At 68.0% G+C, this 25211-nt stretch carries 32 protein-coding genes; 18 read left to right on the top strand and 14 right to left on the bottom strand.

Going from position 1 to position 25211, the window contains the following annotated elements:
* Positions 1 to 132: 132 nt before the first annotated feature.
* Together ACKY0X_RS16000 and ACKY0X_RS15995 are read left to right on the top strand one after the other, a co-directional pair.
* Positions 133 to 855 carry a response regulator transcription factor gene (locus tag ACKY0X_RS16000; protein ID WP_065038820.1) on the top strand — a complete coding sequence of 241 codons (723 nt, stop codon included), beginning with the start codon at positions 133 to 135 and terminating at the stop codon, positions 853 to 855.
* Positions 852 to 2270, top strand: coding sequence for a sensor histidine kinase (locus tag ACKY0X_RS15995; RefSeq protein ID WP_409426829.1), 1419 nt, complete (start codon positions 852 to 854; stop codon positions 2268 to 2270). Before ACKY0X_RS16000 ends, ACKY0X_RS15995 begins: the two co-directional genes overlap by 4 nt.
* On the opposite strand, the gene ACKY0X_RS15990 is transcribed toward ACKY0X_RS15995, so the two are convergent.
* Entirely contained in the window at positions 2267 to 3235 is a 969-nt protein-coding gene (locus ACKY0X_RS15990; RefSeq protein ID WP_409426828.1) for a dimethylarginine dimethylaminohydrolase family protein, read from the bottom strand. The two genes, ACKY0X_RS15995 and ACKY0X_RS15990, sit on opposite strands and share 4 nt — an antisense overlap.
* A gap of 20 nt (positions 3236 to 3255) precedes the next feature.
* Positions 3256 to 4116 carry an SDR family oxidoreductase gene (locus ACKY0X_RS15985; protein ID WP_409426827.1) on the bottom strand — a complete coding sequence of 287 codons (861 nt, stop codon included), beginning with the start codon at positions 4114 to 4116 and terminating at the stop codon, positions 3256 to 3258.
* A 181-nt stretch (positions 4117 to 4297) separates the two neighbouring features.
* Between ACKY0X_RS15985 and ACKY0X_RS15980 the strand changes: the two genes are divergently transcribed.
* The 3 genes from ACKY0X_RS15980 (at position 4298) to ACKY0X_RS15970 (ending at position 5943) form a co-directional block, all read left to right on the top strand.
* Positions 4298 to 4990, top strand: a complete 693-nt coding sequence (locus ACKY0X_RS15980; RefSeq protein ID WP_409429659.1) for a TetR/AcrR family transcriptional regulator — start codon at positions 4298 to 4300, stop codon at positions 4988 to 4990.
* An 82-nt stretch (positions 4991 to 5072) separates the two neighbouring features.
* Positions 5073 to 5246: a CsbD family protein gene (locus ACKY0X_RS15975; RefSeq protein ID WP_409426826.1), complete on the top strand. Its 174-nt coding sequence runs from the start codon at positions 5073 to 5075 to the stop codon at positions 5244 to 5246.
* Positions 5247 to 5493: 247 nt separating this feature from the next.
* Positions 5494 to 5943, top strand: coding sequence for an anti-sigma factor antagonist (locus ACKY0X_RS15970; RefSeq protein WP_409426825.1), 450 nt, complete (start codon positions 5494 to 5496; stop codon positions 5941 to 5943).
* 16 nt (positions 5944 to 5959) lie between these two features.
* Here ACKY0X_RS15970 and ACKY0X_RS15965 read toward each other — a convergent pair whose 3' ends face one another.
* Entirely contained in the window at positions 5960 to 6457 is a 498-nt protein-coding gene (locus tag ACKY0X_RS15965; RefSeq protein WP_409426824.1) for an aminoacyl-tRNA deacylase, read from the bottom strand.
* Positions 6458 to 6660: 203 nt separating this feature from the next.
* Here ACKY0X_RS15965 and ACKY0X_RS15960 point away from each other — a divergent pair, with 203 nt between their 5' ends.
* Both ACKY0X_RS15960 and rsrA read left to right on the top strand, forming a co-directional pair.
* Positions 6661 to 7329 carry a sigma-70 family RNA polymerase sigma factor gene (locus tag ACKY0X_RS15960; protein WP_409429658.1) on the top strand — a complete coding sequence of 223 codons (669 nt, stop codon included), beginning with the start codon at positions 6661 to 6663 and terminating at the stop codon, positions 7327 to 7329.
* Positions 7326 to 7625, top strand: a complete 300-nt coding sequence (gene rsrA / locus ACKY0X_RS15955) for a mycothiol system anti-sigma-R factor (protein WP_409426823.1) — start codon at positions 7326 to 7328, stop codon at positions 7623 to 7625. The genes ACKY0X_RS15960 and rsrA overlap by 4 nt, the downstream gene beginning before the upstream one ends.
* A 102-nt stretch (positions 7626 to 7727) precedes the next feature.
* Here the strand turns inward: rsrA and ACKY0X_RS15950 are convergent, their stop codons facing one another.
* Together ACKY0X_RS15950 and ACKY0X_RS15945 are read right to left on the bottom strand one after the other, a co-directional pair.
* Positions 7728 to 7802 carry a 50S ribosomal protein bL37 gene (locus tag ACKY0X_RS15950; RefSeq protein ID WP_011728008.1) on the bottom strand — a complete coding sequence of 25 codons (75 nt, stop codon included), beginning with the start codon at positions 7800 to 7802 and terminating at the stop codon, positions 7728 to 7730.
* 106 nt (positions 7803 to 7908) lie between these two features.
* Complete coding sequence (locus tag ACKY0X_RS15945; RefSeq protein ID WP_409426822.1) at positions 7909 to 8382, bottom strand: hypothetical protein; 474 nt, start codon at positions 8380 to 8382, stop codon at positions 7909 to 7911.
* Positions 8383 to 8645: 263 nt separating this feature from the next.
* Here ACKY0X_RS15945 and ACKY0X_RS15940 point away from each other — a divergent pair, with 263 nt between their 5' ends.
* On the top strand, positions 8646 to 8861 hold the full coding sequence (locus tag ACKY0X_RS15940; protein WP_046284939.1) for a biotin/lipoyl-binding carrier protein: 216 nt from the start codon (positions 8646 to 8648) through the stop codon (positions 8859 to 8861).
* Between the two features lie 32 nt (positions 8862 to 8893).
* Positions 8894 to 10381, top strand: coding sequence for a sensor histidine kinase (locus ACKY0X_RS15935; RefSeq protein ID WP_409426821.1), 1488 nt, complete (start codon positions 8894 to 8896; stop codon positions 10379 to 10381).
* 66 nt (positions 10382 to 10447) lie between these two features.
* On the opposite strand, the gene ACKY0X_RS15930 is transcribed toward ACKY0X_RS15935, so the two are convergent.
* Together ACKY0X_RS15930 and ACKY0X_RS15925 are read right to left on the bottom strand one after the other, a co-directional pair.
* Positions 10448 to 10702: a WhiB family transcriptional regulator gene (locus ACKY0X_RS15930; RefSeq protein ID WP_024443658.1), complete on the bottom strand. Its 255-nt coding sequence runs from the start codon at positions 10700 to 10702 to the stop codon at positions 10448 to 10450.
* A 255-nt stretch (positions 10703 to 10957) separates the two neighbouring features.
* Entirely contained in the window at positions 10958 to 11923 is a 966-nt protein-coding gene (locus ACKY0X_RS15925; RefSeq protein WP_409426820.1) for a diacylglycerol/lipid kinase family protein, read from the bottom strand.
* A 28-nt stretch (positions 11924 to 11951) separates the two neighbouring features.
* Between ACKY0X_RS15925 and ACKY0X_RS15920 the strand changes: the two genes are divergently transcribed.
* A complete protein-coding gene (locus ACKY0X_RS15920) occupies positions 11952 to 12371 on the top strand; it encodes a hypothetical protein (RefSeq protein WP_409429657.1) in 420 nt (139 codons plus the stop codon).
* On the opposite strand, the gene ACKY0X_RS15915 is transcribed toward ACKY0X_RS15920, so the two are convergent.
* The gene (locus ACKY0X_RS15915; RefSeq protein ID WP_409429656.1) at positions 12331 to 13389 is read right to left on the bottom strand and encodes an isochorismate synthase MenF; all 1059 of its coding nucleotides are present in this window, start codon (positions 13387 to 13389) and stop codon (positions 12331 to 12333) included. The genes ACKY0X_RS15920 and ACKY0X_RS15915 overlap by 41 nt on opposite strands.
* Before the next feature lie 60 nt (positions 13390 to 13449).
* On the bottom strand, positions 13450 to 14046 hold the full coding sequence (locus ACKY0X_RS15910; protein WP_409426819.1) for an acid phosphatase: 597 nt from the start codon (positions 14044 to 14046) through the stop codon (positions 13450 to 13452).
* Between the two features lie 78 nt (positions 14047 to 14124).
* Between ACKY0X_RS15910 and ACKY0X_RS15905 the strand changes: the two genes are divergently transcribed.
* Entirely contained in the window at positions 14125 to 14925 is an 801-nt protein-coding gene (locus tag ACKY0X_RS15905; protein WP_409426818.1) for a ParA family protein, read from the top strand.
* Positions 14926 to 14938: 13 nt separating this feature from the next.
* Here the strand turns inward: ACKY0X_RS15905 and ACKY0X_RS15900 are convergent, their stop codons facing one another.
* A complete protein-coding gene (locus ACKY0X_RS15900) occupies positions 14939 to 16174 on the bottom strand; it encodes a hypothetical protein (protein ID WP_409426817.1) in 1236 nt (411 codons plus the stop codon).
* Between the two features lie 14 nt (positions 16175 to 16188).
* The gene (locus ACKY0X_RS15895) at positions 16189 to 17700 is read right to left on the bottom strand and encodes a DEAD/DEAH box helicase (RefSeq protein WP_409426816.1); all 1512 of its coding nucleotides are present in this window, start codon (positions 17698 to 17700) and stop codon (positions 16189 to 16191) included.
* Between the two features lie 255 nt (positions 17701 to 17955).
* Here ACKY0X_RS15895 and ACKY0X_RS15890 point away from each other — a divergent pair, with 255 nt between their 5' ends.
* The 4 genes from ACKY0X_RS15890 (at position 17956) to ACKY0X_RS15875 (ending at position 19887) form a co-directional block, all read left to right on the top strand.
* The gene (locus ACKY0X_RS15890) at positions 17956 to 18651 is read left to right on the top strand and encodes a ferritin-like fold-containing protein (protein WP_046285548.1); all 696 of its coding nucleotides are present in this window, start codon (positions 17956 to 17958) and stop codon (positions 18649 to 18651) included.
* Between the two features lie 24 nt (positions 18652 to 18675).
* Positions 18676 to 19119 (top strand): helix-turn-helix transcriptional regulator, encoded by a 444-nt coding sequence (locus ACKY0X_RS15885; protein WP_409426815.1) that lies wholly within the window; start codon positions 18676 to 18678, stop codon positions 19117 to 19119.
* Positions 19120 to 19124: 5 nt separating this feature from the next.
* Positions 19125 to 19532, top strand: coding sequence for a VOC family protein (locus ACKY0X_RS15880; protein WP_409426814.1), 408 nt, complete (start codon positions 19125 to 19127; stop codon positions 19530 to 19532).
* Positions 19533 to 19632: 100 nt separating this feature from the next.
* Entirely contained in the window at positions 19633 to 19887 is a 255-nt protein-coding gene (locus tag ACKY0X_RS15875; protein ID WP_046285551.1) for a DUF3107 domain-containing protein, read from the top strand.
* Here the strand turns inward: ACKY0X_RS15875 and ACKY0X_RS15870 are convergent.
* A complete protein-coding gene (locus ACKY0X_RS15870) occupies positions 19877 to 20563 on the bottom strand; it encodes a TetR/AcrR family transcriptional regulator (RefSeq protein WP_409426813.1) in 687 nt (228 codons plus the stop codon). The genes ACKY0X_RS15875 and ACKY0X_RS15870 overlap by 11 nt on opposite strands.
* A 203-nt stretch (positions 20564 to 20766) precedes the next feature.
* Here ACKY0X_RS15870 and ACKY0X_RS15865 point away from each other — a divergent pair, with 203 nt between their 5' ends.
* The 3 genes from ACKY0X_RS15865 to ACKY0X_RS15855 all read left to right on the top strand — a co-directional run bounded on the left by ACKY0X_RS15865 (position 20767) and on the right by ACKY0X_RS15855 (position 24003).
* Positions 20767 to 21801 (top strand): DUF3152 domain-containing protein, encoded by a 1035-nt coding sequence (locus tag ACKY0X_RS15865; protein ID WP_409426812.1) that lies wholly within the window; start codon positions 20767 to 20769, stop codon positions 21799 to 21801.
* 100 nt (positions 21802 to 21901) lie between these two features.
* Positions 21902 to 23080: an adenylyltransferase/sulfurtransferase MoeZ gene (gene moeZ, locus ACKY0X_RS15860; RefSeq protein ID WP_409426811.1), complete on the top strand. Its 1179-nt coding sequence runs from the start codon at positions 21902 to 21904 to the stop codon at positions 23078 to 23080.
* A gap of 68 nt (positions 23081 to 23148) precedes the next feature.
* Positions 23149 to 24003, top strand: a complete 855-nt coding sequence (locus tag ACKY0X_RS15855; RefSeq protein WP_409426810.1) for a TIGR02569 family protein — start codon at positions 23149 to 23151, stop codon at positions 24001 to 24003.
* A gap of 99 nt (positions 24004 to 24102) precedes the next feature.
* Here ACKY0X_RS15855 and ACKY0X_RS15850 read toward each other — a convergent pair whose 3' ends face one another.
* Positions 24103 to 24399 (bottom strand): MGMT family protein, encoded by a 297-nt coding sequence (locus tag ACKY0X_RS15850; protein WP_308483906.1) that lies wholly within the window; start codon positions 24397 to 24399, stop codon positions 24103 to 24105.
* An 11-nt stretch (positions 24400 to 24410) separates the two neighbouring features.
* The gene (locus tag ACKY0X_RS15845) at positions 24411 to 25199 is read right to left on the bottom strand and encodes an alpha/beta fold hydrolase (RefSeq protein ID WP_409426809.1); all 789 of its coding nucleotides are present in this window, start codon (positions 25197 to 25199) and stop codon (positions 24411 to 24413) included.
* Positions 25200 to 25211: the final 12 nt, after the last annotated feature.

Below are 25211 nucleotides of genomic sequence, written 5' to 3'. Positions count from 1 at the left end.
GGGTTGCGGGGCGCACTCGGACACGCTGACCGTAGACAGTCAACTTGAAGTGAACCTGAAGAACGCCGCGGCGGGCGTAAGCCGCGCCGGTCGGCTCTCCCCATCGCGGCGTGACGGTGTTATCAATGGACCATGGCCGATTCCCGGTCCGCCGACCGTCGCGGCGGTACTCCCTTCAGCGTGGGAACGCCTCGGGTTCTGGTCGTCGAAGACTCCGAGACCATCCGCGAGATGGTCAGCGAGGCGCTGGCCGACGCCGGCTACCTCACCGACACCCAGCCCGACGGACACGGCCTGGAGGAGGTGCTGGACGGATTCCGTCCGGATCTGGTGGTCCTCGACGTCATGCTGCCGGGACGCGATGGCTTCGCGCTGATGGATGTGATCCTGCGCTGGGGCGAGGTGGGGGTGGTGCTGCTCACCGCGCGTGACGGCTTACCCGACCGGCTGCGCGGTCTGGACGGCGGCGCCGACGACTACGTGGTCAAGCCGTTCGAGCTGGCCGAACTGGTGTCCCGGGTCGGTGCGGTGCTCCGCCGACGCGGCCGGTTACCGGCTGCCGTGCAGTTCGGCGATCTGATGGTCGATGTCGACGCCGGAGTGGCCTCCCGCTCGGGCACCCCGCTGGGTTTGACCGCCACCGAACTGCGCGTGCTGGTCTACCTCGTCGAACAACGCGGCCGCATCGTCAGCAGCGCGCAGATCCTCAACGCCGTGTGGGGCTATGAGGCTTACGACCCCAACCTGGTGCAGGTCCACATCAGCGGGTTGCGGCAGAAACTCGAGGCGCACGGACCACGAATCCTGCATACGGTGCGCGGGATCGGTTACCGGCTGGAACTTTCGGGTTCATGACCGCCACCCCCTCGCTGCGCCGCCGGCTGACGGTGATGGTGCTGGCGCTGCTGGTCATGCTGATGCTGGCGATGGGCCTGGTGATCAATGCCACCTTGACCGCGCTGGCAACGCGCAGCGTGCACGAACGACTGGCGGCGGCTACCGCGCGCGCGGATTCCTTGGTAGCACTGGGCATCTCGGCTGAACAGATGTCGGAACAACTCAACGGCGGCATCATCGCCGCACTGGTGGTCACCGCCGACGGCACCAGCTACGGTGACCCCGCGATCGAACCAGATGCGACCACCGGATCGAAGATTCCGGCCCCGCCGCTGGAGCCCGACGACACCGCGACAGTCCTGGTGCATCCCTTGGCCAACGGCGACCGGGTGATCCTTGTCGCCGACACCACGGAGTCCGACGAGACGCTGCGCAGGTTGCGGCGCTTGATGATCGAGGCCGGTCTGGGAACCTTACTGCTGGCATCGACCCTGCTGGCCGGGGCAAGCCGTGCGCTGCTGGCGCCGCTGGACCGGCTCACCGATCTCGCCCGCGACATCACCACCGGGGACCGGGGCCGGCGACTGCGCCCCGACCGTCCCAAAACCGAACTGGGCCGGGCGGCAGAAGCTTTCGACGACATGCTCGATGAGTTGGAGGACTCCGAGAAGCGGGCGCAGCGCGCCGCGCAGGGGGCGCAGCGTGCGGAAGCGGCGGTGCGGCGTTTTCTCGCCGACGCTGCCCATGAGCTACGCACCCCGATAGCGGGAATGCAGGCCGCCGCGGAGCAGATCGCGGGAAACGTCAGCGTGCATGTCGGCCAGTCCATCAGCGAGGACGCCATCGAGCCCGAGGTTCTTCGTCAGCATCGTCGCGCCAGTCTGCTGCTGGCCGAAGCGCGGCGGGCCACCCGGTTGGTCACCGACATGCTGGACCTGAGCTATATCGATGCCGGACTGCCGTTGGAACTCAAAGAGATCGACCTGGTCGGGATCGTCGACACCCAACTGGATCGGGCGGCGTTGCTTGCCCCGCAACTGCGAGTCAAGCGTAGCGGCCTGGACTCGGTGACCGCCTGGGTCGACCCCACGCGAGTCGCGCAGATTCTGTCCAACCTGCTCGACAATGCACGCCGCTACACCCCGCCCGGTGGGCAGATCACCGTCGACGTCGGTGAAGAGGGCTCCGGTGTCGCGGTGGTCGTCACCGACACCGGCGTCGGGGTGCGTGCCGAGGATGCCGAGCGGATCTTCGACCGGCTGGTGCGCCTGGACAGCGCCCGAGGCCGCGACCACGGCGGGGCGGGCTTGGGGCTGCCGATCGCCCGGGCGCTGGCCGTCGCGCACGGCGGGACGCTGACGTGCGTTCCCCACGATGGGGGCGCCCGATTCAGGCTGGTCATCCCGAGAGGCGAGTCGCGCCCCAGCGGCTAGCTGCGCCGCAGCAAGGGTTGGGTGCTGCACCGGAACGCGCCGCCCAGTGACCGGCTGATTCCGAACTCGACGTACTCGACTGTGACGCCACGGCGTTCCAATTGCTCACCGACCCAACCAAAGACGGGGTCGGTGACGTAGACGTCGGGGGAGATCGGCAACCCATTGGTGGCCAGTTCCTTGGCCTGCGCCAGCGAAACCGGTATCCGATCCCAGGACTTGAGCGCGGCGGGAACCCCGTCGATCAGTGCGTCTTCGCACACCACCAGCAGGCCGTCGTGGATCAATCCGAGTGCACAGTCCAGGTGCAGGATGTCGGGGACCAACCGGACCACCTCAACGGTGTAGCCCCGCGTAGCGAGCAGCTTGGCCAGCCAGCGCGCGCCGAGTGCATTCGACGCAAGACCCGATGTCCCCACGAAAACCTGCCGGCCGAGAACCAGGACATCGCCGCCCTCTAGGAACGGCCCGGGCCCCAGCGTCGTGTCGTCGTCGGCGGCGATCTCGGGAGCCGGGACGGCGACATAGTCGCAGGGGGCGGGATACACCCGCTCGAGCAGGATGTCGCGGACCGGCAACACCTCGCGGCGGCGATGCCGAAACCGCAGGGAGCCCTCGATCACGACATCTCCGATGGTGAAAAACGGGTCGCGGACAAAGAAATTGGCGTATCCGTCGGATCCTGCCGCGGCCTTCTCGGCCGCGGTCAACATCCGCGGCCGTAGCACTTCCACACCGTGCCGGTGCAACACCGCCGCTAGATTGCGCCGTTCCTGCAGCCACAGTTGCGCCCGCTGCGGGCAAGCGATGGCGAAATCCTGTCCAGCAGCCACGTTTTCGGCCGATCCGGCGGAAAGGAATTCCAGGTCGGAATCCGGGGTGTCTTCCGGCAGCGCCAGTTCGGACTGGGCGAGCACCACGGTGCGTAGCGGTGCGAACTCGCTTTCGACGAAGATGTCGGTCACAGTTGCCTCACCGGGCGGTACTAGGGCTGCACGTATCCCGGTGGGTTGACGGTGTCGACCCACAGGTCCACGCCCAGGTCGCTGCCGGGCACACAGTCATAGACCGACAGATCGGTGACTCCGGAGTCCACCAGTACGTCCTCGCACAGCAGGGAGTTGCCGGTGTATTCACCGGCGGGCTTGGTCACGATGGCGTACGCGGCGTCGGCGTAGATGTCGGGGGTACGAGAGCGCGCCATCGCCTCGTCTCCACCGAGCAGATTCTGTACCGCGGCGGTCGCGATCATGGTGCGCGGCCACAGCGTGTTGGAGGCGATACCGTGCCCGCGCAGTTCCTCGGCCATGCCGAGTGCACACAGCGTCATCCCGAACTTGGCCATCATGTAGGCGGTGGGCTTGAGCCATTGCGGCTCCAGCCGGATCGGCGGGGACAGCGTCAGGATGTGCGGATTATCGCGGCCGATCATGTGCGGAATGCAGGCCTGCGACACCGCGTAGGTACCGCGCACCTCGATGCCGTTCATCAGATCGAAGCGCTTCAGCGGCACTTCGAGGATCGAGCCGAGGTTGATCGCCGAGGCGTTGTTCACGCAGATGTCGATGCCGCCGAAGCGTTCGACGGCGGCGGCCACGGCCTCTGCCACGGAGTCTCCGTCACGGATGTCGCCGACGATCGGCAGCGCCTGCCCGCCGGCCTCTTCGATCTCGGCGGCCGCGGTGTAAATCGTGCCGTCGAGCTTGGGATGCGGTTCGGCGGTCTTGGCGATCAGCGCGACGTTGGCGCCGTCGCGGGCGGCGCGCTTGGCGATCGCCAGGCCGATGCCACGGCTGGCACCGGAGATGAACATAGTTTTGCCGGAGAGAGGGCCTGAGTTGGGCATGGCTGTCAGCCTATGCCGCGGCGGCCCGCTGCGCCTGACCGGCGAGCAACGCGGGCCCGATCGAGGTGACCCGGCGCTTTTCGGCCTGGCAGCCGGCTTACGACGTAAACTGAGGCACCAATCGCCACGGAGATGAAGGGGTGGTCTGGTGGATGGCGGGGTGGACGCCGCGGCTGCGGCAATGGGCGACGGCCTGCGTTCGTCGTCGCAGTTGAGCCGCGACGGGATCCTGGAAATGGCCATCGACTTCATTGACCGCCAGGGCCTGTCGAAACTGACGATGCGTGCGCTGGGTGCGGCCTGCGGGGTCGAGGCGATGGCGCTCTACCGCTACGTGCACGGCCGTGGTGACCTGCTCAGCGGCGTCGTCGATCACATCATCGACCGGCTCTATGCCGATCAACTCGCGGCGAGGCGCCAGGAAGACGGCTGGCAGGACTACCTCATGCGGCTGGCGCATGGTGTACGCCAGATCGCACTCGACCATCCGGAGGTTTTTCCCCTGGTGGCAACCCAGGCGCCGGAGGCGCCATGGGTTCGGCCGCCGCTGCGCAGCCTGCGCTGGATGGAGAGCTTTCTGGACACGCTGATCTCCTATGGATTCGACGATGCCGCCGCGGTGGCGGCCTACCGCTCATACACCACATTCCTGATCGGTCACCTGCTGTTGGAGGTGTCGGCACGCGGCGCTGAACTGCATCCCGATGAGGCCCTCCTCGATGACAGGGGCGAGCGGTCGGCACGCGACCTGACCGACTACCCGCACCTGCTGCGCCTGCAGCCGATGTTGTCGCAGGACCGCAGCACAGCGGAGTTCGAGGAGGCGCTGGAGGCCATGCTGGACCGGCTCGAACTGCTGCTCGCCCGGCGCTGAGGCAATCGCCCCGGGGAGGTTTACGTTGTAAACGCCGTGGGTATTGCTCGTGTTGCAACGGCACATGAGGGAGGAACTCACGATGGGATTGGCAGACAAAGCCAGGAACGCCGCACAGGATGTCGCGGGCAAGGCCAAAGAAGCCGCCGGCAAGGTCACCGGTGATGACGACCTGAGGAACGAGGGCAAGGCTGACCAGGGGAAGTCGAGCCTGAAGAAGGCCGGCGAGAACGTCAAGGACGCCTTCCGGGACTAGCAAGCGAGCACGCCGCCCCGTGCGCCGATCACGGCGCGCGGGGCGGTGGCGCGTCCGCGGTCGGAGCGAGGTGTGGCGGGACGGCAACACGATCCAAGAAAGCCCCGCGGATCGGTTTACAACGTAAACAATCCGGCGTAGCTTCAACCGCATGCTGTTCGGTTTACGCCGTAAACTCAGCCGTTGTGTCGTGTGGCGCCGCAACGGGACCGCAGCGCAGCGAACGGAAACTATTCCGGCCGCCGCGATGACGGTCCGTGGCGTCATTGCCGAGGCGTGCGTCAGCGAGGCTTTCGCCGCCCCGGAGCTTCCTGCGGAAGAAGAGCTGCGCTTCTTGGTGGAGCGTCGCGGCTCAGCGCTGCTGGTTCACGCCGCGGGCAGCGTCGATGCGTCCAATATCGCCGTCTGGCGGCGCCTGGTCGCCGAAGCCGCGGAGGTGGCCACGGCTCCCGGACCGCTGATCATCGATACCAGCGGACTCGAATTCATGGGCATCTGCGCATTCGCGGTGCTGGTCGACGAATCGGCCAGATGCCGCCGGCGTGGCATCCGGCTCTGCCTGGTCAGCGACCAACAACTCACCGCCCGGGTGGTGGACGCCGCGGGTATCGATGCCGAACTGGCGTTCGCCGCGACCGTCAACGACGTGCTCGGTGACGCACCGCGCGACGATCCAGGTCCGGTCCTGGACGGCTGAACGGTGACCACCGCGGTCACAGCGCCTGAATGTCCGCGGTGATCGCACCGGTCAACCGGATCAGATCCGCGGGTGCCAGCGCCACATCCCACCCGCGTTGGCCCGCGCTGCACAGCAGCCGATCAAAGCCCAGCGCCGAGGCGTCCACCACCGTGGGCAACGCTTTGCGCTGTCCGAGCGGCGAGATCCCGCCCAGCACGTAACCGGTGGCCCGCTGTGCCGCCGCCGGGTCGGCCATGGCGGCCTTGGGCACCCCCAGGGCAGCCGCGACCGCCTTCAGTGACAGCTTCGCCGGTACCGGCAGCACCGCGACCGCCAGGCCGTGTGGGACTGCGATCACCAGTGTTTTGAAGATCTGCTCGGGCCGCACACCGTCCGGCCCCTCTCCGGCGAGCCGCTCGACGGCTTCGGCTCCGAAAGCGCGCTGGTCCGGCGCATGGTGGTAACGCATCACCTCGTGGGGCACCTGTGCGGCGACCAGGGCCGCGATAGCTCGGGTTGCTGCGCGACTCACCGCGCCAGGATACGGGCGGGAAATAGCACCATGGCCGACGCTGTTGAGTAAGGCAGTTCGTGTGGTGGCTGGGTCATGCCGTCGATCACGGCCCTAGGATCGGAAAGGAGTCGCCGATGTCAACGGCGATCGGTCTGCTGGAACGCGATCTATCGGCTGGGCTGGTTGTGGGCACCGCGACAGAAGGGACAGCAGCGATCGAGATGGCTGACGCCGAGAGTGCGCCCGGTACCGGAACCGAAGCTTCGACCGAAGCCAAGGCGCCGGTGCGTTCCGATGAGACCGACGAGCAGCTGACCGCTCGGTTCGAACGCGACGCGATCCCCATGCTCGATCAGCTCTACGGCGGTGCGCTGCGCATGACGCGCAATCCTGCCGATGCCGAAGACCTGCTGCAGGAGACCATGGTCAAGGCCTATGCCGGGTTCCGCTCGTTTCGGGAGGGCACCAACCTCAAGGCCTGGCTGTACCGCATCCTGACCAACACTTACATCAACAGCTACCGCAAGAAGCAGCGCACCCCTGCCGAGTACCCGACCGACGAGATCACCGATTGGCAGCTGGCAGCCACGGCCGAACACTCTTCGACGGGACTGCGCTCGGCCGAGGTGGAAGCGCTGGAGTCGCTGCCGGACACCGAGATCAAAGAGGCGCTACAGCAGCTGCCCGAAGAGTTCCGGATGGCGGTGTACTACGCCGACGTCGAAGGATTCCCGTACAAGGAGATCGCCGAGATCATGGACACGCCGATCGGCACGGTGATGTCGCGATTGCACCGCGGCAGGCGACAGTTGCGCAGTCTGCTGGCCGATGTGGCCCGCGACCGTGGATTCATTCGCGGCGGCCAGGCTTCCGAGGAGGTGTCGTCGTGACCGAACCCTCGCGGGACTGCAACACGCCGCCGGGCGCCGGAGGATCCGACGCCAACTGTTCTGAGGTGATCGCCGAAGTATGGACACTGCTCGACGGCGAATGCACCGCCGAGACCAAGGCCAAACTGCGCCAGCATCTCGAGGAATGCCCGGGCTGCTTGCGGCACTACGGGGTCGAGGAACGGATCAAGACGCTGATCGCCCGCAAGTGCAGTGGTGACAAGGCTCCGCGGCGTCTCTACGAACGGGTGCGGCTGGAGATCAGCCGGACCACGATCATCCACCGCGAGGGCTAAAGCGGGTCGCTGTCATGGCCACCACATAGCCCGATAACCGCAGCAAGCCCGGCCAAAGGCCGGGCTTGCAATCAGCTGTGCTGGCGTCGCTGAGCTAACGCCTTAGGCGTTGGGTCGCTTGCCGTGGTTGGCTTTGCTGTGCTTGCGATCGCGCTTCTTGCGGCCACGTTTTGCCATGATTGGCCCTCCTAGCAGGTATTCCGGCTGGCCAGTCTCTCATACCGCCGGGTGTGACGCGGTGGCGGGGCCTGGAATCGGCCCGGCCACCGCGCCTCCCTCAGCCTCAGTGAAAGGTCCGCGCGCCCGCCAGCGTCTGCGGCACGAGCGCCGGTGGCGTCGGCGGGGCCGGCGGGGTTTCCAGCGCGGGCACCGCGGACATGGGTGCACCGGGCGGCGTCAGCGAACTGACATCGGTCGGCATGATCGAGCCCACCCCTGGCACCACCTTGTTGAGCATGCCGTTGAGGACCTGCAGGAAGGAGTTCGCGGCGTTCACGCCGGCCGCTGAGCTTCCAGCAGCCGGTCCGGGCATGCCGAGCGGGCTGGGGGTGCCCAGCGCGCCGGGTACGCCGAGCGGGCTGGGGGTGCCGAGGGGAGCAGGGGTGCCGAGCGGGGCCGGAATCGGCATGGGGTCATCGACCAGTGCCGGGGCCGCTTTGGCGGATGCGACACCGAAACCCAGGGTGGCCAGCGTCATGGCGCCGGCGCAGATCAGTGTCAGCCGCACTCGCGGCTGGGCAAGACGGTTTACAAACAACGCGCTACTCCTCAAGTTCGATGGCGACTCGTGCCGCGTCACGGCGATTTCGTCACGCGTTCAAAACACTCGAGTAACGGTGCTATGCAATTGTCACAGGAGAAACACGACATGATCACGGATCGAACTCTCTAAGTCCTCTTATTTATCTTGGAGTTCGCTTACCCGAGCGCCCTGCCCGATGGCCCGAGGGGGTTGTGGTTCGATAGGGCCTAGCTTTTTTGATGTACGCAATCGTTGACTGGGTGATGAACGAGGTGAAGATGGCCGAGGACGTTCGCGCGGAGATCGTGGCCAGCGTGCTCGAGGTCGTGGTCCACGAGGGCGACCAGATCAACGAGGGCGACACCGTGGTGCTGCTGGAGTCGATGAAGATGGAGATCCCGGTGCTGGCCGAGATCGCGGGCACCATTAGCAAGGTGGCCGTGCAGGTCGGTGACGTGATTCAGGCCGGCGACCTGATCGCCGTGATCAGCTGATCGCTGCCGCTGTGACCGGCGCAAGCTAGCCGATGTCCACCCTCGGTGACCTGCTCGCCGAACACACCGTTCTGCCCGGCAGTGCGGTGGACCACCTGCATGCCGTGGTCGGGGAGTGGCAGCTGCTGGCGGACCTGTCGTTCGCCGACTACCTGATGTGGGTGCGCCGCGACCCCGATGCCGACGGTGCGCTGGTGTGCGTGGCGCAGTGCCGGCCCAACACCGCGCCCACAGTGTTGCTGAGCGACGCCGTCGGCACCATCGTGGTGCCGGAGTGGATGCCGCTGGCGGTCGCGGCATTCGAATCGGGCGTCATCGGGCGTGAAGGTATTGCCGGACAACGCAATATGGAAGCGGTGCCGGTGCGCCACGGCGACCGGATTGTGGCCGTGCTGACCCACCAGACCGCGTTGACGGGCGGCCGGGAGTCCAGCCGCTTGGAGGCGGCCTACTTGGACTGCGCGGCAGATCTGGTGCACATGCTCTCCGAGGGCACTTTCCCCGACGTCGGGGACATCGCGGTGTCGCGCTCGAGTCCGCGCGTGGGCGACGGCTTCATCCGGCTGGCCGTCGACGGCACGGTCCGTTACGCCAGCCCGAACGCGGTGTCGGCCTACCACCGCATGGGCCTGGCCGCCGAGCTGGCCGGTCACGACCTGGTGGCCATCACCCGGCCGTTGATCTCCGACCCGTTCGAGGCGCACGAACTGGCCGAACATGTGCGTGAGTCACTGTCCGGTGGATCGAGCATGCGGTTCGAGGTCGACGCGGCCGGAGCGGTGGTGCTGTTGCGTACCCTGCCGCTGATCGTGCACGGCCAGCCGGCGGGGGCGGCGGTACTGGTTCGCGACGTCACCGAGGTCAAGCGCCGAGACCGCGCGTTGCTCTCCAAGGACGCGACGATTCGAGAGATCCATCATCGGGTGAAGAACAACCTGCAGACCGTGGCGGCGCTGTTGCGTCTGCAGGCTCGCCGCACGGCCAGTACTGAGGGCCGCGAGGCGCTGCTGGAGTCGGTGCGGCGGGTGTCGTCGATCGCATTGGTCCACGAGGCGCTGTCGATGTCGGTCGATGAGGTGGTGAACCTCGACAAGGTGCTCGACCGCATCCTGCCGATGATGAATGACGTTGCCAGTGTGGATATCCCGATTCATGTCGCCCGGATCGGGTCGATCGGGTCGCTGGACGCCGACCGGGCCACGGCGTTGATCATGGTGATCACCGAACTGGTGCAGAATGCGATTGAGCACGCCTTCGAGGCAGAGGCGGACCGGCGGGCGGTGACGATCCGGGCCGAACGTTCGGCGCGTTGGCTCGATGTCGTGGTCCACGACGACGGCCACGGGCTTCCCGATGGGTTCCGGCTGGAAACCTCCGACCGGCTCGGCCTGCAGATCGTCAACACGCTGGTCTCAGCGGAACTCAACGGTTCGCTGACCGCGCAAGACGCGCCAGGCGGCGGGACCGAGATGGTGCTGCGCATTCCGGTCGGCGGTCGCCGGCTCCGTCAGGCGTTGTGAGGCAGGTCCCGACACAAAAATGACGCGGCCCCGACCAGGTCGGGGCCGCGTCATTTTTGTCTGAGGTCAGACCCCGCTGCGCGCCCGAGTCCGAGCGTTGCGGCGCTTGAGCGCACGCCGCTCGTCTTCGCTCATGCCGCCCCACACGCCGGCGTCCTGGCCGGTTTCCAGCGCCCAGGTCAGGCACTCGGTGACCACCGAGCAACGGGTGCAGACCTGCTTAGCGGAAGCAATCTGGGCGAGAGCCGGCCCGCTGTTTCCCACCGGGAAGAACAGCTCCGGGTCCTCGTCGCGACAGACCGCCTTGTGGCGCCAATCCATAGGTCTCCAACTCCTTACTTTGGGCGCAGCGGGGTGCGCTAGTGCTTTTCGACTGTGTATAAGCGGCGCAAGAAATGGTTACGGCTTGCATCCGATCGCTCGATCGTTTCACAGCCTGGACAGATGTCAAGGGTGCGCTTTATCACGTGGCCAAGGTCACGTTTGCGAGGGGCTGCTCCCAGCTTGCCCGTGCGGGTGTACTACAGTGGACTTAACTGTGCGCTCATCGGCCGATTTGAGCGCCATCGCCGCAGGTCAGCGGGCTTTATCTACCGGAGGGGCGACGACGTCCAGTGCGTCGGGAACCGCCCGGAACGTCATCGTGGTACGTAGCCCGAGATATTCGCCATCGATCTGAGTGGCTATCGGTGTGTCGCCGGCATCCACCCGCAGGGCGAGCACGTCGTCGTCGCGGATGAGCTGTTTGGCGCGCAGCTTGGGCCGTTTCGACAGCATCTGCCGAACTAGCCTCAGCGTGGGTAGAACTTTCATGCTGGTGGTGGCGAACACGCCCATGCCCGACTCGAAGGTGGTGTCGGGGTTGGTCCACACGCACCGCTCGTCGGCATAGGTCCACGGCGCGCAGTTCGAGACGAACACGAAGTGCACCCCTTCGACCGGCTGGTCATCGCCCAGTTGCAGTGTCAACGTCGGCGCACGGCGGGTGGTGGCCAGTACCGCGGGGACCGCCGCGCGGATATAGCGCAGCGGGGTGACGGCGTGGCCCTTCTCGCGTTCGGCTTCCACCGCGGCGACCACCTCGCCGTCGACTCCCATGCCGGCATTGAGGACCGACCACCGCTCGCCGCAGTCGATGAGACCGATCCGGCGCCACGCGGTACGGCCCGCGGGGTGGTTGATCAACTCGATGAGCTGGTTGGTGGCGGCGATCGGGTCGGCCGCGATGCCCAACGAACGCGCGAACACGTTCGCCGATCCACCGGGCACCACCGCCACCGCGGGCAGGTGCGCCGGTGGCGGTGAACCAGGTGCCCCGAGCAGGCCGTTGACCACGCCGTGCACGGTCCCGTCGCCGCCGTGCGCGATGACCAGGTCGATGCCGTCCCGGGACGCGGCCTGGCTGATCTCGATGGCATGGCCGCGATAGTCGGTGTGCACCACGGTGAGATCGAGGCGGCTCTTGAGCGCGTGGGCGAGCAGGTCGCGCCCCGCCGGCGTAGTGGATGTGGCATTGGGGTTCACGATCAGCACGGCACGCACGGGATACGAGTCTATGGGCATCCGGCAGATGGGACCGGGTGGTTACGCTGGCGGCGTGAAAGCCGTCGCTGACTCACCGCGCGCTGTACTCGGCGCGGGCCTGATTGTCGCTGTGCAGGGCGCGGCCGCGCTGGTTGTCGCGGTGGTGCTGGTGCTGCGGGCGTTGGCCGGCGCGGATCAGCATGACGCCAATGGCTACGGCACTGCGGCGTGGTTCGCCTTCGTCGGTGTCGCCGTGTCGGCGGCGGGGTGGGCGCTGCTGCGGGGCCGGCGGGTCGGGCGCGGCGTAGCGGTGTTCGCCAACCTGCTGCTGTTGCCGGTCGCCTGGTATCTGGGGGTGGGCTCACACCGTTGGGGCTACGGCGTGGTGGTCGGCGTGGCGGCCGTGGCGGTGCTGGCGGCGTTGTTTAGTCCGGCGGCGCTGCGCTGGGCGGAACGGCGCCCATAGCCGACAGGATCGTGCCGAACTTCGTCACGGTTTCGGCCAGTTCCTCGTCCGGATCGGATTCGGCGACGATCCCGCCGCCGGCATGGGCTAGCGCGGATCGACGGTCGGCGGACAGTTGCGCGCAGCGGATCGACACCACCCAGCGGCCGTCGCCGGCGGCGTCGCACCAGCCGACCGCGCCGGCGTAAAAGCCCCGGTCGCCCTCCAGTTCGGTGATGAGGTCGACCGCAGCGGCGGTCGGAACCCCGCCGACGGCGGCGGTCGGGTGCAGTGCCAGCGCCAAATCCAGTGCAGTGGTGGAGGAGTCGCGCAGCCGGCCGGTGATCGGGGTGTTCAGGTGCCACACCGCGGAGGTGCTGCTGAGCTGTGGCTCTGGCGCGACATCGAGTTCGGTGCACAGTGGCCCGAGGGCCGCCCGCAGCTGATCGACGACCAACTGATGCTCGTGGCGGTTCTTGCCGGACTCGGCCAGCGCGGCTGCGTTGGCGGCGTCGACGTGCGCGTCTGGGGAGCGCGGCGCCGAACCGGCGAAGGGCCGGCAGGTGACCCGGTCGCCCTCGCGGGCAACCAACAGTTCGGGACTGGCGCCGACCAGGACCGTGCCGGCGTAGGCCTGTCCGGCCGCGCTCAGGTCGACCAGATAGCCGTAGCCGCTCGGATCGGCGGCGACCAACCGGCGCAGGAGGGTGCCGGCATCCAGTGGGGCATCGGCGACCAGGCGCAGCCCGCGGGCCAACACCACCTTGTGCAGGGCATTGCGTGGTGCGGTCAGTTCGTGCAGGGCCCGGCGGATCCGGGCTCGATGCTCGTCGGGCTGCGGAATCTGGGCGGCGATGCGGACCGCCGGTAATGCCGCGCCGCCTGCGAGCGCCAGCGCGTCATCGCGTCGCACCTCGCGCGGAACGAACAGGGCCGCGGCAGCTCCCGGGCGGAAAGGCAACGCCCCCACCACTATTGGGGCCTGCCCGCAAGACAGTGCAGCCTGGGCGGCGGTGACATCGGCGAACCCGGCCGTCATCGCGTCGGCCGACAACGTCCCGGAGGGGCCGGAAAGGACGAACGTCGGTCTCGGCAACCCTCAGGCTCCCGGTCCGGTCAGACCGAGCGCGATGAGCTGACGCACACCGTGCTCGAAGCCGCACACCGCCATCGAGGCCGCGGCCATCGCGAATCGCGCTCCATCGACCAACGGCAGCTCCAGCCACCGCGTGATCACCGCCCGGGAGAAGTGGCCATGTCCGACGAACACCACATCACGCGAGGCGAGCTGCCGCAGCGCCAACGCAACCATGCGGTCGGCGCGGTCGCTGACCTGCGCCACCGTCTCACCGCCGGCACCGCCGTGTGTCCAGATCAGCCAGTCGGATTCGGATTCGCGGATCTGCGCGGTGGTCAGCCCTTCGTAACGGCCGTAGTCCCACTCGGTGAGGTCGTCGGAGATCTCATCGACGTGCAGTCCGGCGAGCTCGGCGGTCACTTGGGCGCGGCGGCGCGGGCTGCAGAGCACCAGCGGGTTGTCCAGCGCAAGCTTTGTCAGTGTTGCTCGGGCGGCGACGGCTTGGCGCCGGCCCACCTCGGTCAACTCCAGATCGGTGCGCCCGGTGTGCCGACCGCTTTGGGACCACTCGGTTTCCCCGTGGCGCAGCAGCAGAAGTCGGTGCTCCTCGATCCCCACGCCCGTCGATTCTGCCCGACGGCGGACACCGAGCGGCGTTTGGTGCTCCGCGGAGCCAAGCCGTGCCAGTATGTCGGTGTGACGGGGATGCGGATCTTGGCGGTTGCCAACCAGAAAGGCGGCGTGGCCAAGACCACGACGGTGGCTTCGCTGGGTGCGGCGATGGCCGAGCTGGGTCGGCGGGTGTTGCTGGTCGACCTTGACCCGCAGGGCTGCCTGACCTTCTCGCTGGGCCACGACCCCGACAAACTGCCGGTGTCGGTGCACGAAGTGTTGCTGGGCGAGGTGGAGCCCAACACGGCATTGGTGCCCACCGACGAGGGAATGACCCTGCTACCGGCCAACATCGACCTGGCCGGCGCCGAGGCGATGCTGCTGATGCGGGCCGGCCGCGAGTATGTCCTGGCGCGGGCGCTGGCCAAGCTGGAGGACGAGTTCGATGTGGCGGTCATCGACTGCCCGCCGTCCTTGGGCGTGCTGACCCTCAACGGTCTCACCGCGGCCGGCGAGGTGATTGTGCCCCTGCAATGCGAGACCCTGGCGCATCGAGGCGTCGGCCAGTTCCTGCGCACCGTCTCCGACGTCCAGCAGATCACCAATCCCAAGCTGCGTCTGCTGGGGGCCCTGCCGACGCTCTACGACTCGCGCACCACGCACAGTCGCGACGTGCTGCTCGACATCGCCGACCGCTACGAGCTGCCGGTGCTGGCCCCGCCGATCCCGCGGACGGTGCGTTTCGCCGAGGCCAGCGCGTCGGGCGCCTCGGTGATCGCCGGACGGAAAAACAAGGGCGCGCAGGCATATCGGCAGCTGGCCGAGGCGTTGCTCAAGTACTGGAAGAACGGCAAGCCGCTGCCCACCTTCACCCCCGAGGTCTAGCGGGCCATCGTTTTTAGCCCAGCGCGACGACGGTGTCGCCGCGCTGCTCCAACACCGTCGGGCCCGACACCGCCGGAAAGACCGTCGAGACCCCGGGTGGGCGGCTGACCGGGATGATGCGTTCCGGCGCGCCGGTGTCCTGGTCGAAGACGCCGACTCCGTCGGTCACCGGTATCAGTAGGCGATCGGCCATCCGCGCCGCCGGCCCCAGCGGCACCGCGGCGCCCGATGCCGGAACGGTGTAGCGATAGGTCAGCGTTCCGGAGTCGAACACCATCACGGCGTCGCCGGTCCACCAACAGATCAACCCGGTGGGCCGCGAGACCGGCAATGCGGCGCTGGCGGCGGTGGGTTTGGCCGGCAGCATGGTCTTGGCGATCGTGGTGCCGGTCTGGTCGACGACCTCGATCCGGGGCTGCGGGGTGGGCAGATAGACCGCGGTGTTGGCGCCGGCATCGGAGTCGGTCACCGCAAGCACCCGGGCGCCGGAGTCCGCGGTCACTCCGCGTTCGGCGATGTGCTGGGTCTCGGGCTCGTCTTCTTCCTTGCCCGCGCGCAGCAGGGTCAGTTGCAGGTCGGACTGGCCCGCGCAGGACTCCAGTACCGAGACCGCCGAGGAGGCCGCCGCTGCCGAGACCAGGGTGCAGCCCTGCCCGCGGCCGCGCGCCGAGGGTTTCACCCGAGCATCGATCTCCCCGTAAGACATCACTCGGACCAGGTCCGAACGCCACAGTTCCAGGCGGGTGGAGCCGGCGGAGAGCACCGCGCTGCCCTCGGAGGAGACCCGCACGGCCCGGTCGGCGTAACTGGTGCGGGCCGGCCCGCGTAGGCCGTCGGCGGCGACGACCGCGCTGACCTGGCCGCACCCGCGGGAATCGGGATAGACGGCGACGGCGTAACGGTAGATCCAGGACACCGCGCACAGGTCGACGTCGCGGGAGTAGCTCCAGCGCTCCTCACCTGTGGCCGGGTCGCGGCCGCTCATCCGCGGACCGTCGCCGGTGATCACCGTGCCGGAGACCAGCACCGGCGCCCAGGTTGCCGGGCTGGCCGCTGTCCACAGCTGCGACAGCGCCGCGGGCACCATCGCCGCCGACGGGGGATTGGTCGCCGAATCCGATGCTGGCCGGCTGATCGTGGCGCGAGCATCGCTCGTCCACCAGATGACCACTCCGACGACGACGATCACGACCGCGATCAGGGCCGCCGCGACCAGATCACCGGAGGTGCGGCGCTCGGGTCGCACCATCTGGGCGGCCTAGCTCAGCTGCCGTTCGCGGCAGCGGCCGCGGTCTTGTTCGGGCGACGGCGGCGGCGACGCCGCGGCGTGGCGGGCCCGGTGGACTCGGGGGTCGTAGCGGTGCCGGCCTCACCCGCCTCGGTGTTCTGCGGGGCGCTGTCGGCGGCGTTCGCCTGACCACCCCGGGTGCGCCGGCGAGACCGGTTCGGGTTGCGGGGCGCACGCTCGCGGTCCGCCGCGGTCTCACGGGTTTCGCCGTCGGACCGCTTGGCCGGTGACCGGCGTGCCTTGCCGATCGAGCCGCCGGCGTCGGTGGGAATGTTCAGTTCGGTGAACAGGTGCGGGGAGCTCGAGTAGGTCTCCGCGGGGTCCGGGCAGCACAGGTTGAGGGCCTTGTCGATCATCGTCCAGCGGGCCAGCTCGTCCCAGTCGACCAGGGTGACCGCGACGCCGGTGCGTCCGGCCCGGCCGGTGCGGCCGATGCGGTGCACGTAGGTCTTCTCGTCGTCGGGGCACTGGTAGTTGATGACGTGGGTGACGTCGTCGATGTCGATACCGCGGGCGGCCACATCGGTGGCCACCAGCACGTCGATGTCACCGCCGCGGAACTGCTTCAAGGCCTTCTCCCGGGCCACCTGACCCAGGTCGCCGTGCACCGCGCCCACCTTGAAGCCGCGCTCGCCCAGGTCGTCGGCGACCTTCTGGGCGGTCCGCTTGGTGCGGGTGAAGATCATCGTGGCGCCGCGGCCGCGGGCCTGCAGCACCCGCGCTACAAGTTCGGCCTTGTCCAGCGCGTGGGCCCGGTAGACGAACTGCTCGGTGGCGTCGTGCACCGCCGAGGAGTGCGGCGCCTCGGCGCGGATGTGGGTGGGCTGGTTCATGAAGCTGCGGGCCAGCGTGATGATCGGTCCCGGCATGGTTGCCGAGAACAGCATCGACTGCCGGTCGTCGGGGATGCGGGACAAGATGCGCTCGATGTCGGGCAAGAAGCCCAGGTCCAGCATTTCGTCGGCCTCGTCGAGCACCAGCACCGACAGGCCACCCAGCTGCAGGTGTCCCTGCTGGGCCAGGTCGAGCAGCCGGCCCGGGGTGCCCACCACCACGTCGGCGCCGGCCTGCAGCGCCTCGATCTGCGGCTCGTAGGGCCGGCCGCCGTAGATGGCCTGCACCGACAGCGGACGGTCCCCGGCGGTGAGGTACTTGGCCGCGTCGGCCAGGTCGCCGGAGACCTGGATGCACAGTTCACGGGTGGGCACCACGACCAGCGCGCGGGGTGCTCCGGTCAGCGGCCGGTCCGGGCTGGTGGTGACCCGCTGCAGCAGCGGGATGCCGAAGCCGTAGGTCTTGCCCATGCCGGTGCGGGCCTGGCCGATCAGGTCGTCGCCGGCCAGGGCCAGCGGCAACGTCAGCTCCTGGATCGCGAAGGCGTGCTCGATGCCGTCCTCGGCCAATGCGCGGACGATCTCGTCGCGAACGCCCAGTTCGGCGAAGCTCGGAGGGGTGGTGGGAACGGTGGTAGAGATCAGTGGGGTCATGCGCGGGCAGATGCCTTTCGAAGTCGGCGCGGTATGTCAGTCGATCGCGGTGCGGGTCGGGGCGCACACACTGGAGACGGTCGATACTTTGCCCATTTTCGAAGGCACCGCCGGGGGCCCTGCACTCGCCGAGGAGGCGGGCCAACCACGTGTACGCACATTGCGCGGCAGCGCCGAATAGGCACTGCCTGGGGCTCATACTACCTGGTCGGGCCGGGCATCGGTCCATCGCCGCGGAACGCATACAGTGTGGTGATGAATTCGGTTCCCTCCGCCGACGCGGAAGCGCAGTCTTCCCCGCCGCGGCTGTCCGCCGATCATCCCGGTGTCAACGAGCTGTTCGCGGTACTGGCCTATGGCGAGGTGGCCGCGTTCTACCGGCTCACCGACGAAGCTCGGATGGCGCCAGATCTGCGCGGCCGGATCTCGATGGCGGCGATGGCCGCCGCGGAGATGGGCCACTTCGAACTGCTCCGCGAAGCGCTCGAGTGCCGCGGTGTCGATGTGGTCGCGGCGATGTCGAAATACGCTACTGCCCTTGACAATTACCATCGACTGACGATGCCCAGCACCTGGCTGGAGGCATTGGTCAAGACCTATATCGGCGACGCGATGGCCGCCGACTTCTACCTGCAGATCGCCGACGGGCTCCCCGACGAGGTGGGCGATGTGGTGCGCGCGGTGCTCGCCGAGACCAAGCATTCGCAGTTCGTCGTCGACGAGGTGCGCGGCGCGGTCACGGCCAGCGCCAAACAGCGCAGCCGGCTGGCGTTGTGGTCGCGTCGCCTGCTCGGTGAGGCGATCACCCAGGCCCAGTACGTGTTGGCCGACCGCGACGAACTGGTCGATCTGGTGGTGTCGGGGGCGGCCGGGCTGGCCCAGCTGGCCGGGTTCTTCGATCGCCTCCAACACACCCACGACGAACGCATGCGCGAGCTGGGCCTGGCTTAGCGAGCGCGGCGAGAAACCAGCGCAGTGACTGGCGAGCCTGCCCGCGACCTGCGAGACCTGGCGCGGCTGCGGCGCGTGCGGGACCGGATCGACCGCGACTACGCCCAACCGCTGAACCTGGACGCATTGGCGCGCGACGTGCACCTGTCCACGGGGCACTTGTCGCGACAATTCAAGCTCGCCTACGGCGAATCGCCGTACTCCTACCTCATGACCCGGCGGATCGAACGCGCGATGGCACTGCTGCGGCGCGGCGACATGAGCGTCACCGAAGTCTGTTTTGCGGTGGGCTGCTCGTCGCTGGGGACCTTCAGTACGCGCTTCACCGAACTCGTCGGAATGCCACCCAGCCGCTATCGGGCGCAGACCGTGCACCTCACTGAGGGCATCCCGTCGTGCCTGGAAAAACAGGTCACCAGACCGATCAGGAATCGAGAAGCCCCGGCCGGCGCGCTGCACCTACCGTGACCGCTATGGATATCACCATTCATTCGAGTTTCCTGCCGCACGACGACCCGGAGGCCTCCCTGGCCTTCTACCGCGACGCGCTGGGTTTTGAGGTACGACTCGACGTCGGAAAAGGCAAAATGCGCTGGATCACGGTCGGTCCCCCCAAGCAGCCCGATACGTCGATCGTTCTGTGCCCGCCGGCGGCCAACCCCGGGGTCACCGACGCTGAGCGCCGCGTCATCACCGAAATGATGGCCAAGGGGACCTACGGCACGCTGCTGCTGGCCTCCGACGATCTTGACGGCGCGTTTGATCGGCTGCAGGCAACGGACGCCGAAGTGGTCCAAGAGCCCACGCAACAGCCATATGGCGTGCGGGACTGCGCGTTCCGTGATCCCGCCGGCAATATGGTCCGTATTCAACAGCGCTGAGAAGTCGGTTATCGCCGAGGGCGAACGGCCGGTGCGCACCAACCGGGCCGTCGTCCACTAGCCTGCTTAGCAACGCCCAACGCAAACGAAAGGGGCAGGCGTGGAGGTCAAGATCGGGGTCACCGATAGCGCGCGCGAACTGGTCATCAACAGTGCGCAGACGCCCGATGAGGTCGAGAAGCTGGTCGGCGCCGCGTTGGGCAAGGGCGCAGACGGGGCTGGACTGCTCGCCCTCACCGACGAGAAGGGCCGTCGCTTCCTGGTGCAGGCAGCCAAGATCGCCTACGTGGAGATCGGTGTCGCCGACAGCCGGCGGGTCGGTTTCGGGATCGGTGCTGACGCCGCTACCGGGTAAGGGGCACGTGTGACAGCCCGCCCCAGGCGAACGCCACCGTCCCGTCGACGGCGTCGTCCTTGGAGATCGGGCGGTCACTGTCCAGCCAGTACCGGGCGCAGTCGACGCTGATCGCGACCAACCCGACCGCGACCATTCGGGCGCGGTGCGGGTCCAGGCCGGAGTCGTGGCTGACCAGGTCGAAAATCGCGTCGATGCAGGACTCGGTGGCTACTCGTACCTGAACCGCGACCTGCGGCTCGGCGACGTTGTCGTTCTCGAAGATCAGCCGATAGCCCTGGCTGTCGTGCTCGATGAAGTCGAAGAATGCCTGCACCGCCGACCGCAGCCGCTGCCGGTTGTCGGTGGTGGTCCGCAATGCCTGACGGACGCCGGAGACCAGGTTCTCCACGTGCCGGGCCAGCACCGCCAGGTACAGCTCCAGCTTCGACGCGAAGTGCTGGTAGAGGATCGGTTTGCTGACCCCGGCCCGCTCGGCGATCTCATCCATGCCGGCTGCGTGGTAACCGCGGTCGACGAATACATCACTGGCGGCGATCAGCAGCTGACCCCGGCGCTCGTCGCGGGGGAGCCGGCTGCCTCGACGGCCGCCGGTGGTCGCCGCCTTGGCGCCGCTCGAGCGACGGCCGGACGGCTGGGCGCCGTCCCGCTCTGCCGTGTCGATCGGTTTGCTCATCGACTCCTCAATCTGGTTCGGCCGGCTCCTGGGACCTGGGTCCGCGACGGCCGGTGCGTGAGAGCGAGACTACGCGCTGCGCCCGTCACTTCCACCAGCGACATCCGACAATCGGCTGTCGATCGCCATTTCGAACTCCTCGCAGCGCGCCTCCTGGCGTGCCGCAGAGTCCCAGCTCGCAGACCTTGTGCCATTCTGGGACCGTGACCTACGACCCGGGGCGGAGCGGCGGCGGTCGAGCCCCGGTGCTGCGGGATCGCTTCCGAGAGCCCCTGCGCGCCCAGCGTGACCCGCTCGCGGCCGGTGCTGGGCGGCTGCGGTCTGACCGTGATGTGCACCGCCAGTGGCGCAAGCAGACCTGGCTGGGCCGGTTCGTGTCCACCTACGGCTGGCGCGCCTATGCGCTGCCGGTGCTCATGGCTCTGACCGTCGTGGTGGTGTATCAGACCGTGACCGGCACCGGAGTGCGCACCCAGGCTGCCGACGACACGGTCCAGGGGCCGCCGACGATCGGATCGGCGGGCACCTCGATCATCGGCGCACCACCGCGTGGCCTCACCGAGTTCGACGTCAACCTGCCGACCGGCGTGCTGCCCAATGGCGGTCCGTTCACCGAAGCCGGCGACATGTCCTGGCATGTCATCCCGGGCACGGAGCCGGCATTCGGTCAGGGCACCGAGAAGGTGTTCGCCTACACCATCGAGGTGGAGAACGGCATCGACACCACCGCATTCGGCGGTGACGAGGCGTTCGCCCGGATGGTCGACCAGACCCTGCGTAACCCCAAGGGATGGACGCACACCCCGCAGATCGGGTTCGTACGGATCGACGCCAGCAGCCCGATCACCCCCGATTTCCGCATCTCGCTGACGTCGCCGATCACGGTCCGGGAGGGCTGCGGCTACGAGATTCCGCTGGAGGCGTCCTGCTACAACCCGTCCTACGGGGCCAAGTCGGAGCCGCGGGTGTTCATCAACGAAGCCCGCTGGGTTCGCGGTGCCGTGCCCTTCCAGGGCGACATCGGGTCCTACCGGCAGTACCTGATCAACCACGAGGTGGGCCACGCCATCGGCTACCAGCACCATGAACCGTGCGATAAGCAGGACGGGCTGGCACCGGTGATGATGCAGCAGACGTTCGGCACCTCCAACGATGACGCGGCGAAGTTCGACCCGGACTGGGTCAAGCCCGACGGGAAGACCTGCCGCTTCAACCCCTGGCCGTCTCCGATTGCCTGAGCCGGTTAGCTGCCCTTCGGGAAGCTTCGCCCGCGGTTTGTCGTTGCCCCCACCAGCTGCTGTGATGGATTGGCGGATGCGACGTTGAGGAGATTGCCCGGTGCCGATATCACTGCCGCCGCTGGTGGAGCCGGCCGGCGAGCTGACCAGGGATGAAGTAGCGCGCTACAGCCGCCACTTGATCATTCCCGATGTCGGCGTGCAGGGGCAGAAGCGACTCAAGAACGCCCGCGTGTTGGTGATCGGTGCCGGCGGACTGGGCGCGCCGACTCTGCTGTATCTGGCCGCCGCCGGCGTCGGCACCCTCGGGATCGTCGACTTCGACGTCGTCGAGGAGTCGAACCTGCAGCGCCAGGTCATCCACGGGGTCTCCGACATCGGCCGCACCAAAGCCGAAAGCGCCCGGGACTCGATTGCCGAGGTCAACCCGCTCGTACGGGTGCAGCTGCACCAGGTGCGGTTGGACCGGTCCAACGCCGTCGAACTGTTCGCGCAGTACGACCTGATTCTGGACGGCACCGACAACTTCGCGACCCGCTACCTGGTCAACGACGCGGCGGTGCTGGCGCACAAGCCCTACATCTGGGGCTCGATCTACCGCTTCGAGGGGCAGGTGTCGGTGTTCTGGGAGGACGCGCCAGACGGGCGCGGCCTCAACTATCGCGATCTGTATCCCGAGCCCCCGCCGCCGGGCATGGTGCCTTCGTGCGCCGAGGGCGGAGTGCTCGGGGTGCTGTGCGCTTCGATCGGGTCGGTGATGGGCACCGAGGCGATCAAGCTGATCACCGGTATCGGAGAACCGCTGCTGGGACGGCTGATGATCTACGACGCGTTGGAGATGAGCTATCGCACCATTGCGATCCGCAAGGACCCCGCCACGCCGGCGATCACCGAGTTGGTCGACTACGACGCGTTCTGCGGCCTGGTTCCCGAGGAGGACGCCGCCGCGGCCGACGGGTCCACGATCACTCCGGCCGAGCTGCGTGAGCTGCTGGATTCCGGCCGACAGCTGGCACTGATCGACGTGCGCGAGCCGGGAGAGTGGGCGATCAACCGCATCGAGGGTGCCCAGTTGGTCCCGCAATCGATGATCAACACCGGGGAGGGCCTGGCGAAGCTCCCGCAGGACCGAATGTCGGTGCTGTACTGCAAGACCGGGGTCCGTTCGGCCCAGGCCCTGGCCACTCTGAAGAAGGCCGGCTTTGCCAACGCGGTCCACTTGCAGGGGGGAATTGTGGCGTGGGCCAAGCAGATGCAGCCCGACATGGTGATGTACTAGCGGTTTATGCGGTGACCCGCCGCGCCCGGCTCCGCCGCGCTCGCGATCACCGCGGCTAGTCTTATCGCGTGACCATCGAGCCGCCGCCCGAACATGTGCTGGCGACGTTCGGTATTCGCAACGTTTCGCCCACACCGCTTGGGGCCGGCTGGGAAGACGGCTGGAAGTGCGGGGAAGTGGTCCTGTCGATGGTCGCCGACCATGCCAGGGCCGCGTGGTCGGCGAAAGTACGCGAGACCCTGTTCGCCGACGGCATCCGCCTGGCCCGCCCAGTGCGTTCCACCGACGGACGCTATGTGGTGTCGGGTTGGCGCGCGGACACCTTCGTCGGCGGCAACCCCGAGCCGCGCCATGACGAGGTGGTGTCGGCGGCGGTTCGGCTGCACGAAGCCACCTCCAAGTTGGAGCGGCCCCGATTCTTGACGCAGGCACCGGTGGCGCCGTGGGCCGACGTCGACGTGTTCATCGCCGCGGACCGGGCGGCCTGGGAGGAACGGCCGTTCGCCTCGCTGCAGGCCGGTGCACGGCTGGCACCCGGCTCGGTGGACGGTCAGCGGTCGATCGACCTGATCAACCAACTTGCCACCTTGCGCAAGCCCACCAAGAGTCCCAGCCAGTTGGTGCACGGCGACCTATACGGCACGGTGCTGTTCTCCGGCGCCGCGGCGCCCGGCATCACCGACATCACGCCCTACTGGCGGCCCGCCTCATGGGCTGCCGGGGTGGTGGTGGTGGATGCCCTGTCGTGGGGTGACGCCGACGACGGGCTGATCGAACGGTGGGAAACGCTGCCTGAGTGGCCGCAGATGTTGCTGCGCGCGTTGATGTTCCGTCTTGCCGTACATGCGTTGCATCCGCGCTCGACCGAGGAGGCTTTCCCCGGGCTGGCCCGCACGGCCGCGTTGGTCCGCCTGGCGCTCTAGCTTTCTCGCTTCGCTTCGCTGTGCTCGCCGAACGTGTACACAGCGCGAGATTTCGGCCAATTTTTCGCGCTCAGTACACGCTCGCCGAATGTGCCGCCGTCAGAACCGGTGTCGCAGCGTGCGCAGATCCACTTTCCCGTCGACCGCCAGGACTCCTTCGGTGCGAAGCCGTTCCAGCTGCTCGGTACGTAAGTGGTCCGCCGGTCGTCCCGACGCCGGGAGCACCCGGTGCCAGGGCAGGTCGGTGCCGTCGATCCGCAGAATCCAGCCCACAATGCGGGGACTGGAAAGCCCTGCCGCGGAAGCGACGTCGCCATAGGTGGTGACCCGACCGGCGGGCACGCTGATGATCAGCGCGCGTACCAGCTCGACCTGTTCGTCGGTGACGGCCGCCACGGATTGCGCTCCTAGCGCCGGGCCAGCTGCGCGCGGATCACGGCGGCAGCCTCGGCGGGACGGGCCTGGTCGACCATGTGATTGCAGTCGAAGTCGACCAGCTGGAAGTTCGCGCCCAGCCGATCGCGCAAACCATCGATGAGCGCCGCTTCCACATACGGCGGTGAGGTGCGGGTGGCCCGCACCACTGTGGTCGGCGTGGATTTCGGCAGCACCACCGCGCGGGCCAACTCGCTCCAATACGACATCACCGCGGGCACGCTGATACGCCAACCGAAGCGGCCCGAGGGCAGCGCGACCAGATGCTCATCGAGTTCGACGTCGAGTACCCGGGGATCCACATCGGACCAGGCGCCGTTCTCTTTCTCGGCGCGCGCCTCGGCAGGGTCGGGGTAGTCGGGGGAGGCCAGCATCGCGGCGGCGATCGTGGCCATCCACTCACCGTCCAGGCCGATCGCCGGGTCGAGCAGGATCAGCGCGTCGACGAGATCGGGCCGTGCCGCGGCCAGATGCAGCGCTATCGCACCGCCGAAGGAATGCGCGACCACCGGAACCGGGCCGTCAGCGGTGCCCTCCAGCAGCGCTACCAGCGCCGCGACGTTGGCGTCGATGCTCCACGGGGCCGCCCACGACGAGTGCCCGTGGCCGATCAGGTCCGGTGCGGCGACGGCAATGTCGGACAGCTGCCCGGCCACGTAGCGCCAGCGCGCCCCGTGACCGGTCAGCCCGTGGACCGCCAGGAGCCCCACCGGTCCGTCCGGGCCGTAGCGGTGCACATGCAGTCGATGATCGGGATTCACCCGTCGATGGTG

This window comes from Mycobacterium sp. SMC-11, assembly GCF_046250095.1.
In the GTDB taxonomy this organism is placed as follows: Bacteria; Actinomycetota; Actinomycetes; order Mycobacteriales; family Mycobacteriaceae; genus Mycobacterium; species Mycobacterium heraklionense_A.
This window is presented reverse-complemented; position numbering and strand designations above follow the sequence as displayed.

Coding starts and splice junctions, on each gene's coding strand:
- ACKY0X_RS15890 (WP_046285548.1), top strand. CDS start 17,956: ATGAATTCGGTTCCCTCCGCCGACGCGGAAGCGCAGTCTTCCCCGCCG.
- ACKY0X_RS15995 (WP_409426829.1), top strand. CDS start 852: ATGACCGCCACCCCCTCGCTGCGCCGCCGGCTGACGGTGATGGTGCTG.
- ACKY0X_RS15870 (WP_409426813.1), bottom strand. CDS start 20,563: ATGAGCAAACCGATCGACACGGCAGAGCGGGACGGCGCCCAGCCGTCC.
- ACKY0X_RS15900 (WP_409426817.1), bottom strand. CDS start 16,174: ATGGTGCGACCCGAGCGCCGCACCTCCGGTGATCTGGTCGCGGCGGCC.
- ACKY0X_RS15960 (WP_409429658.1), top strand. CDS start 6,661: ATGGCTGACGCCGAGAGTGCGCCCGGTACCGGAACCGAAGCTTCGACC.
- ACKY0X_RS15930 (WP_024443658.1), bottom strand. CDS start 10,702: ATGGATTGGCGCCACAAGGCGGTCTGTCGCGACGAGGACCCGGAGCTG.
- ACKY0X_RS15940 (WP_046284939.1), top strand. CDS start 8,646: ATGGCCGAGGACGTTCGCGCGGAGATCGTGGCCAGCGTGCTCGAGGTC.
- ACKY0X_RS15970 (WP_409426825.1), top strand. CDS start 5,494: ATGACGGTCCGTGGCGTCATTGCCGAGGCGTGCGTCAGCGAGGCTTTC.
- ACKY0X_RS15895 (WP_409426816.1), bottom strand. CDS start 17,700: ATGACCCCACTGATCTCTACCACCGTTCCCACCACCCCTCCGAGCTTC.
- ACKY0X_RS15880 (WP_409426814.1), top strand. CDS start 19,125: ATGGATATCACCATTCATTCGAGTTTCCTGCCGCACGACGACCCGGAG.
- ACKY0X_RS16000 (WP_065038820.1), top strand. CDS start 133: ATGGCCGATTCCCGGTCCGCCGACCGTCGCGGCGGTACTCCCTTCAGC.
- ACKY0X_RS15915 (WP_409429656.1), bottom strand. CDS start 13,389: ATGACGGCCGGGTTCGCCGATGTCACCGCCGCCCAGGCTGCACTGTCT.
- ACKY0X_RS15980 (WP_409429659.1), top strand. CDS start 4,298: ATGGGCGACGGCCTGCGTTCGTCGTCGCAGTTGAGCCGCGACGGGATC.
- ACKY0X_RS15975 (WP_409426826.1), top strand. CDS start 5,073: ATGGGATTGGCAGACAAAGCCAGGAACGCCGCACAGGATGTCGCGGGC.
- ACKY0X_RS15985 (WP_409426827.1), bottom strand. CDS start 4,116: ATGCCCAACTCAGGCCCTCTCTCCGGCAAAACTATGTTCATCTCCGGT.
- ACKY0X_RS15935 (WP_409426821.1), top strand. CDS start 8,894: ATGTCCACCCTCGGTGACCTGCTCGCCGAACACACCGTTCTGCCCGGC.
- ACKY0X_RS15920 (WP_409429657.1), top strand. CDS start 11,952: ATGGGACCGGGTGGTTACGCTGGCGGCGTGAAAGCCGTCGCTGACTCA.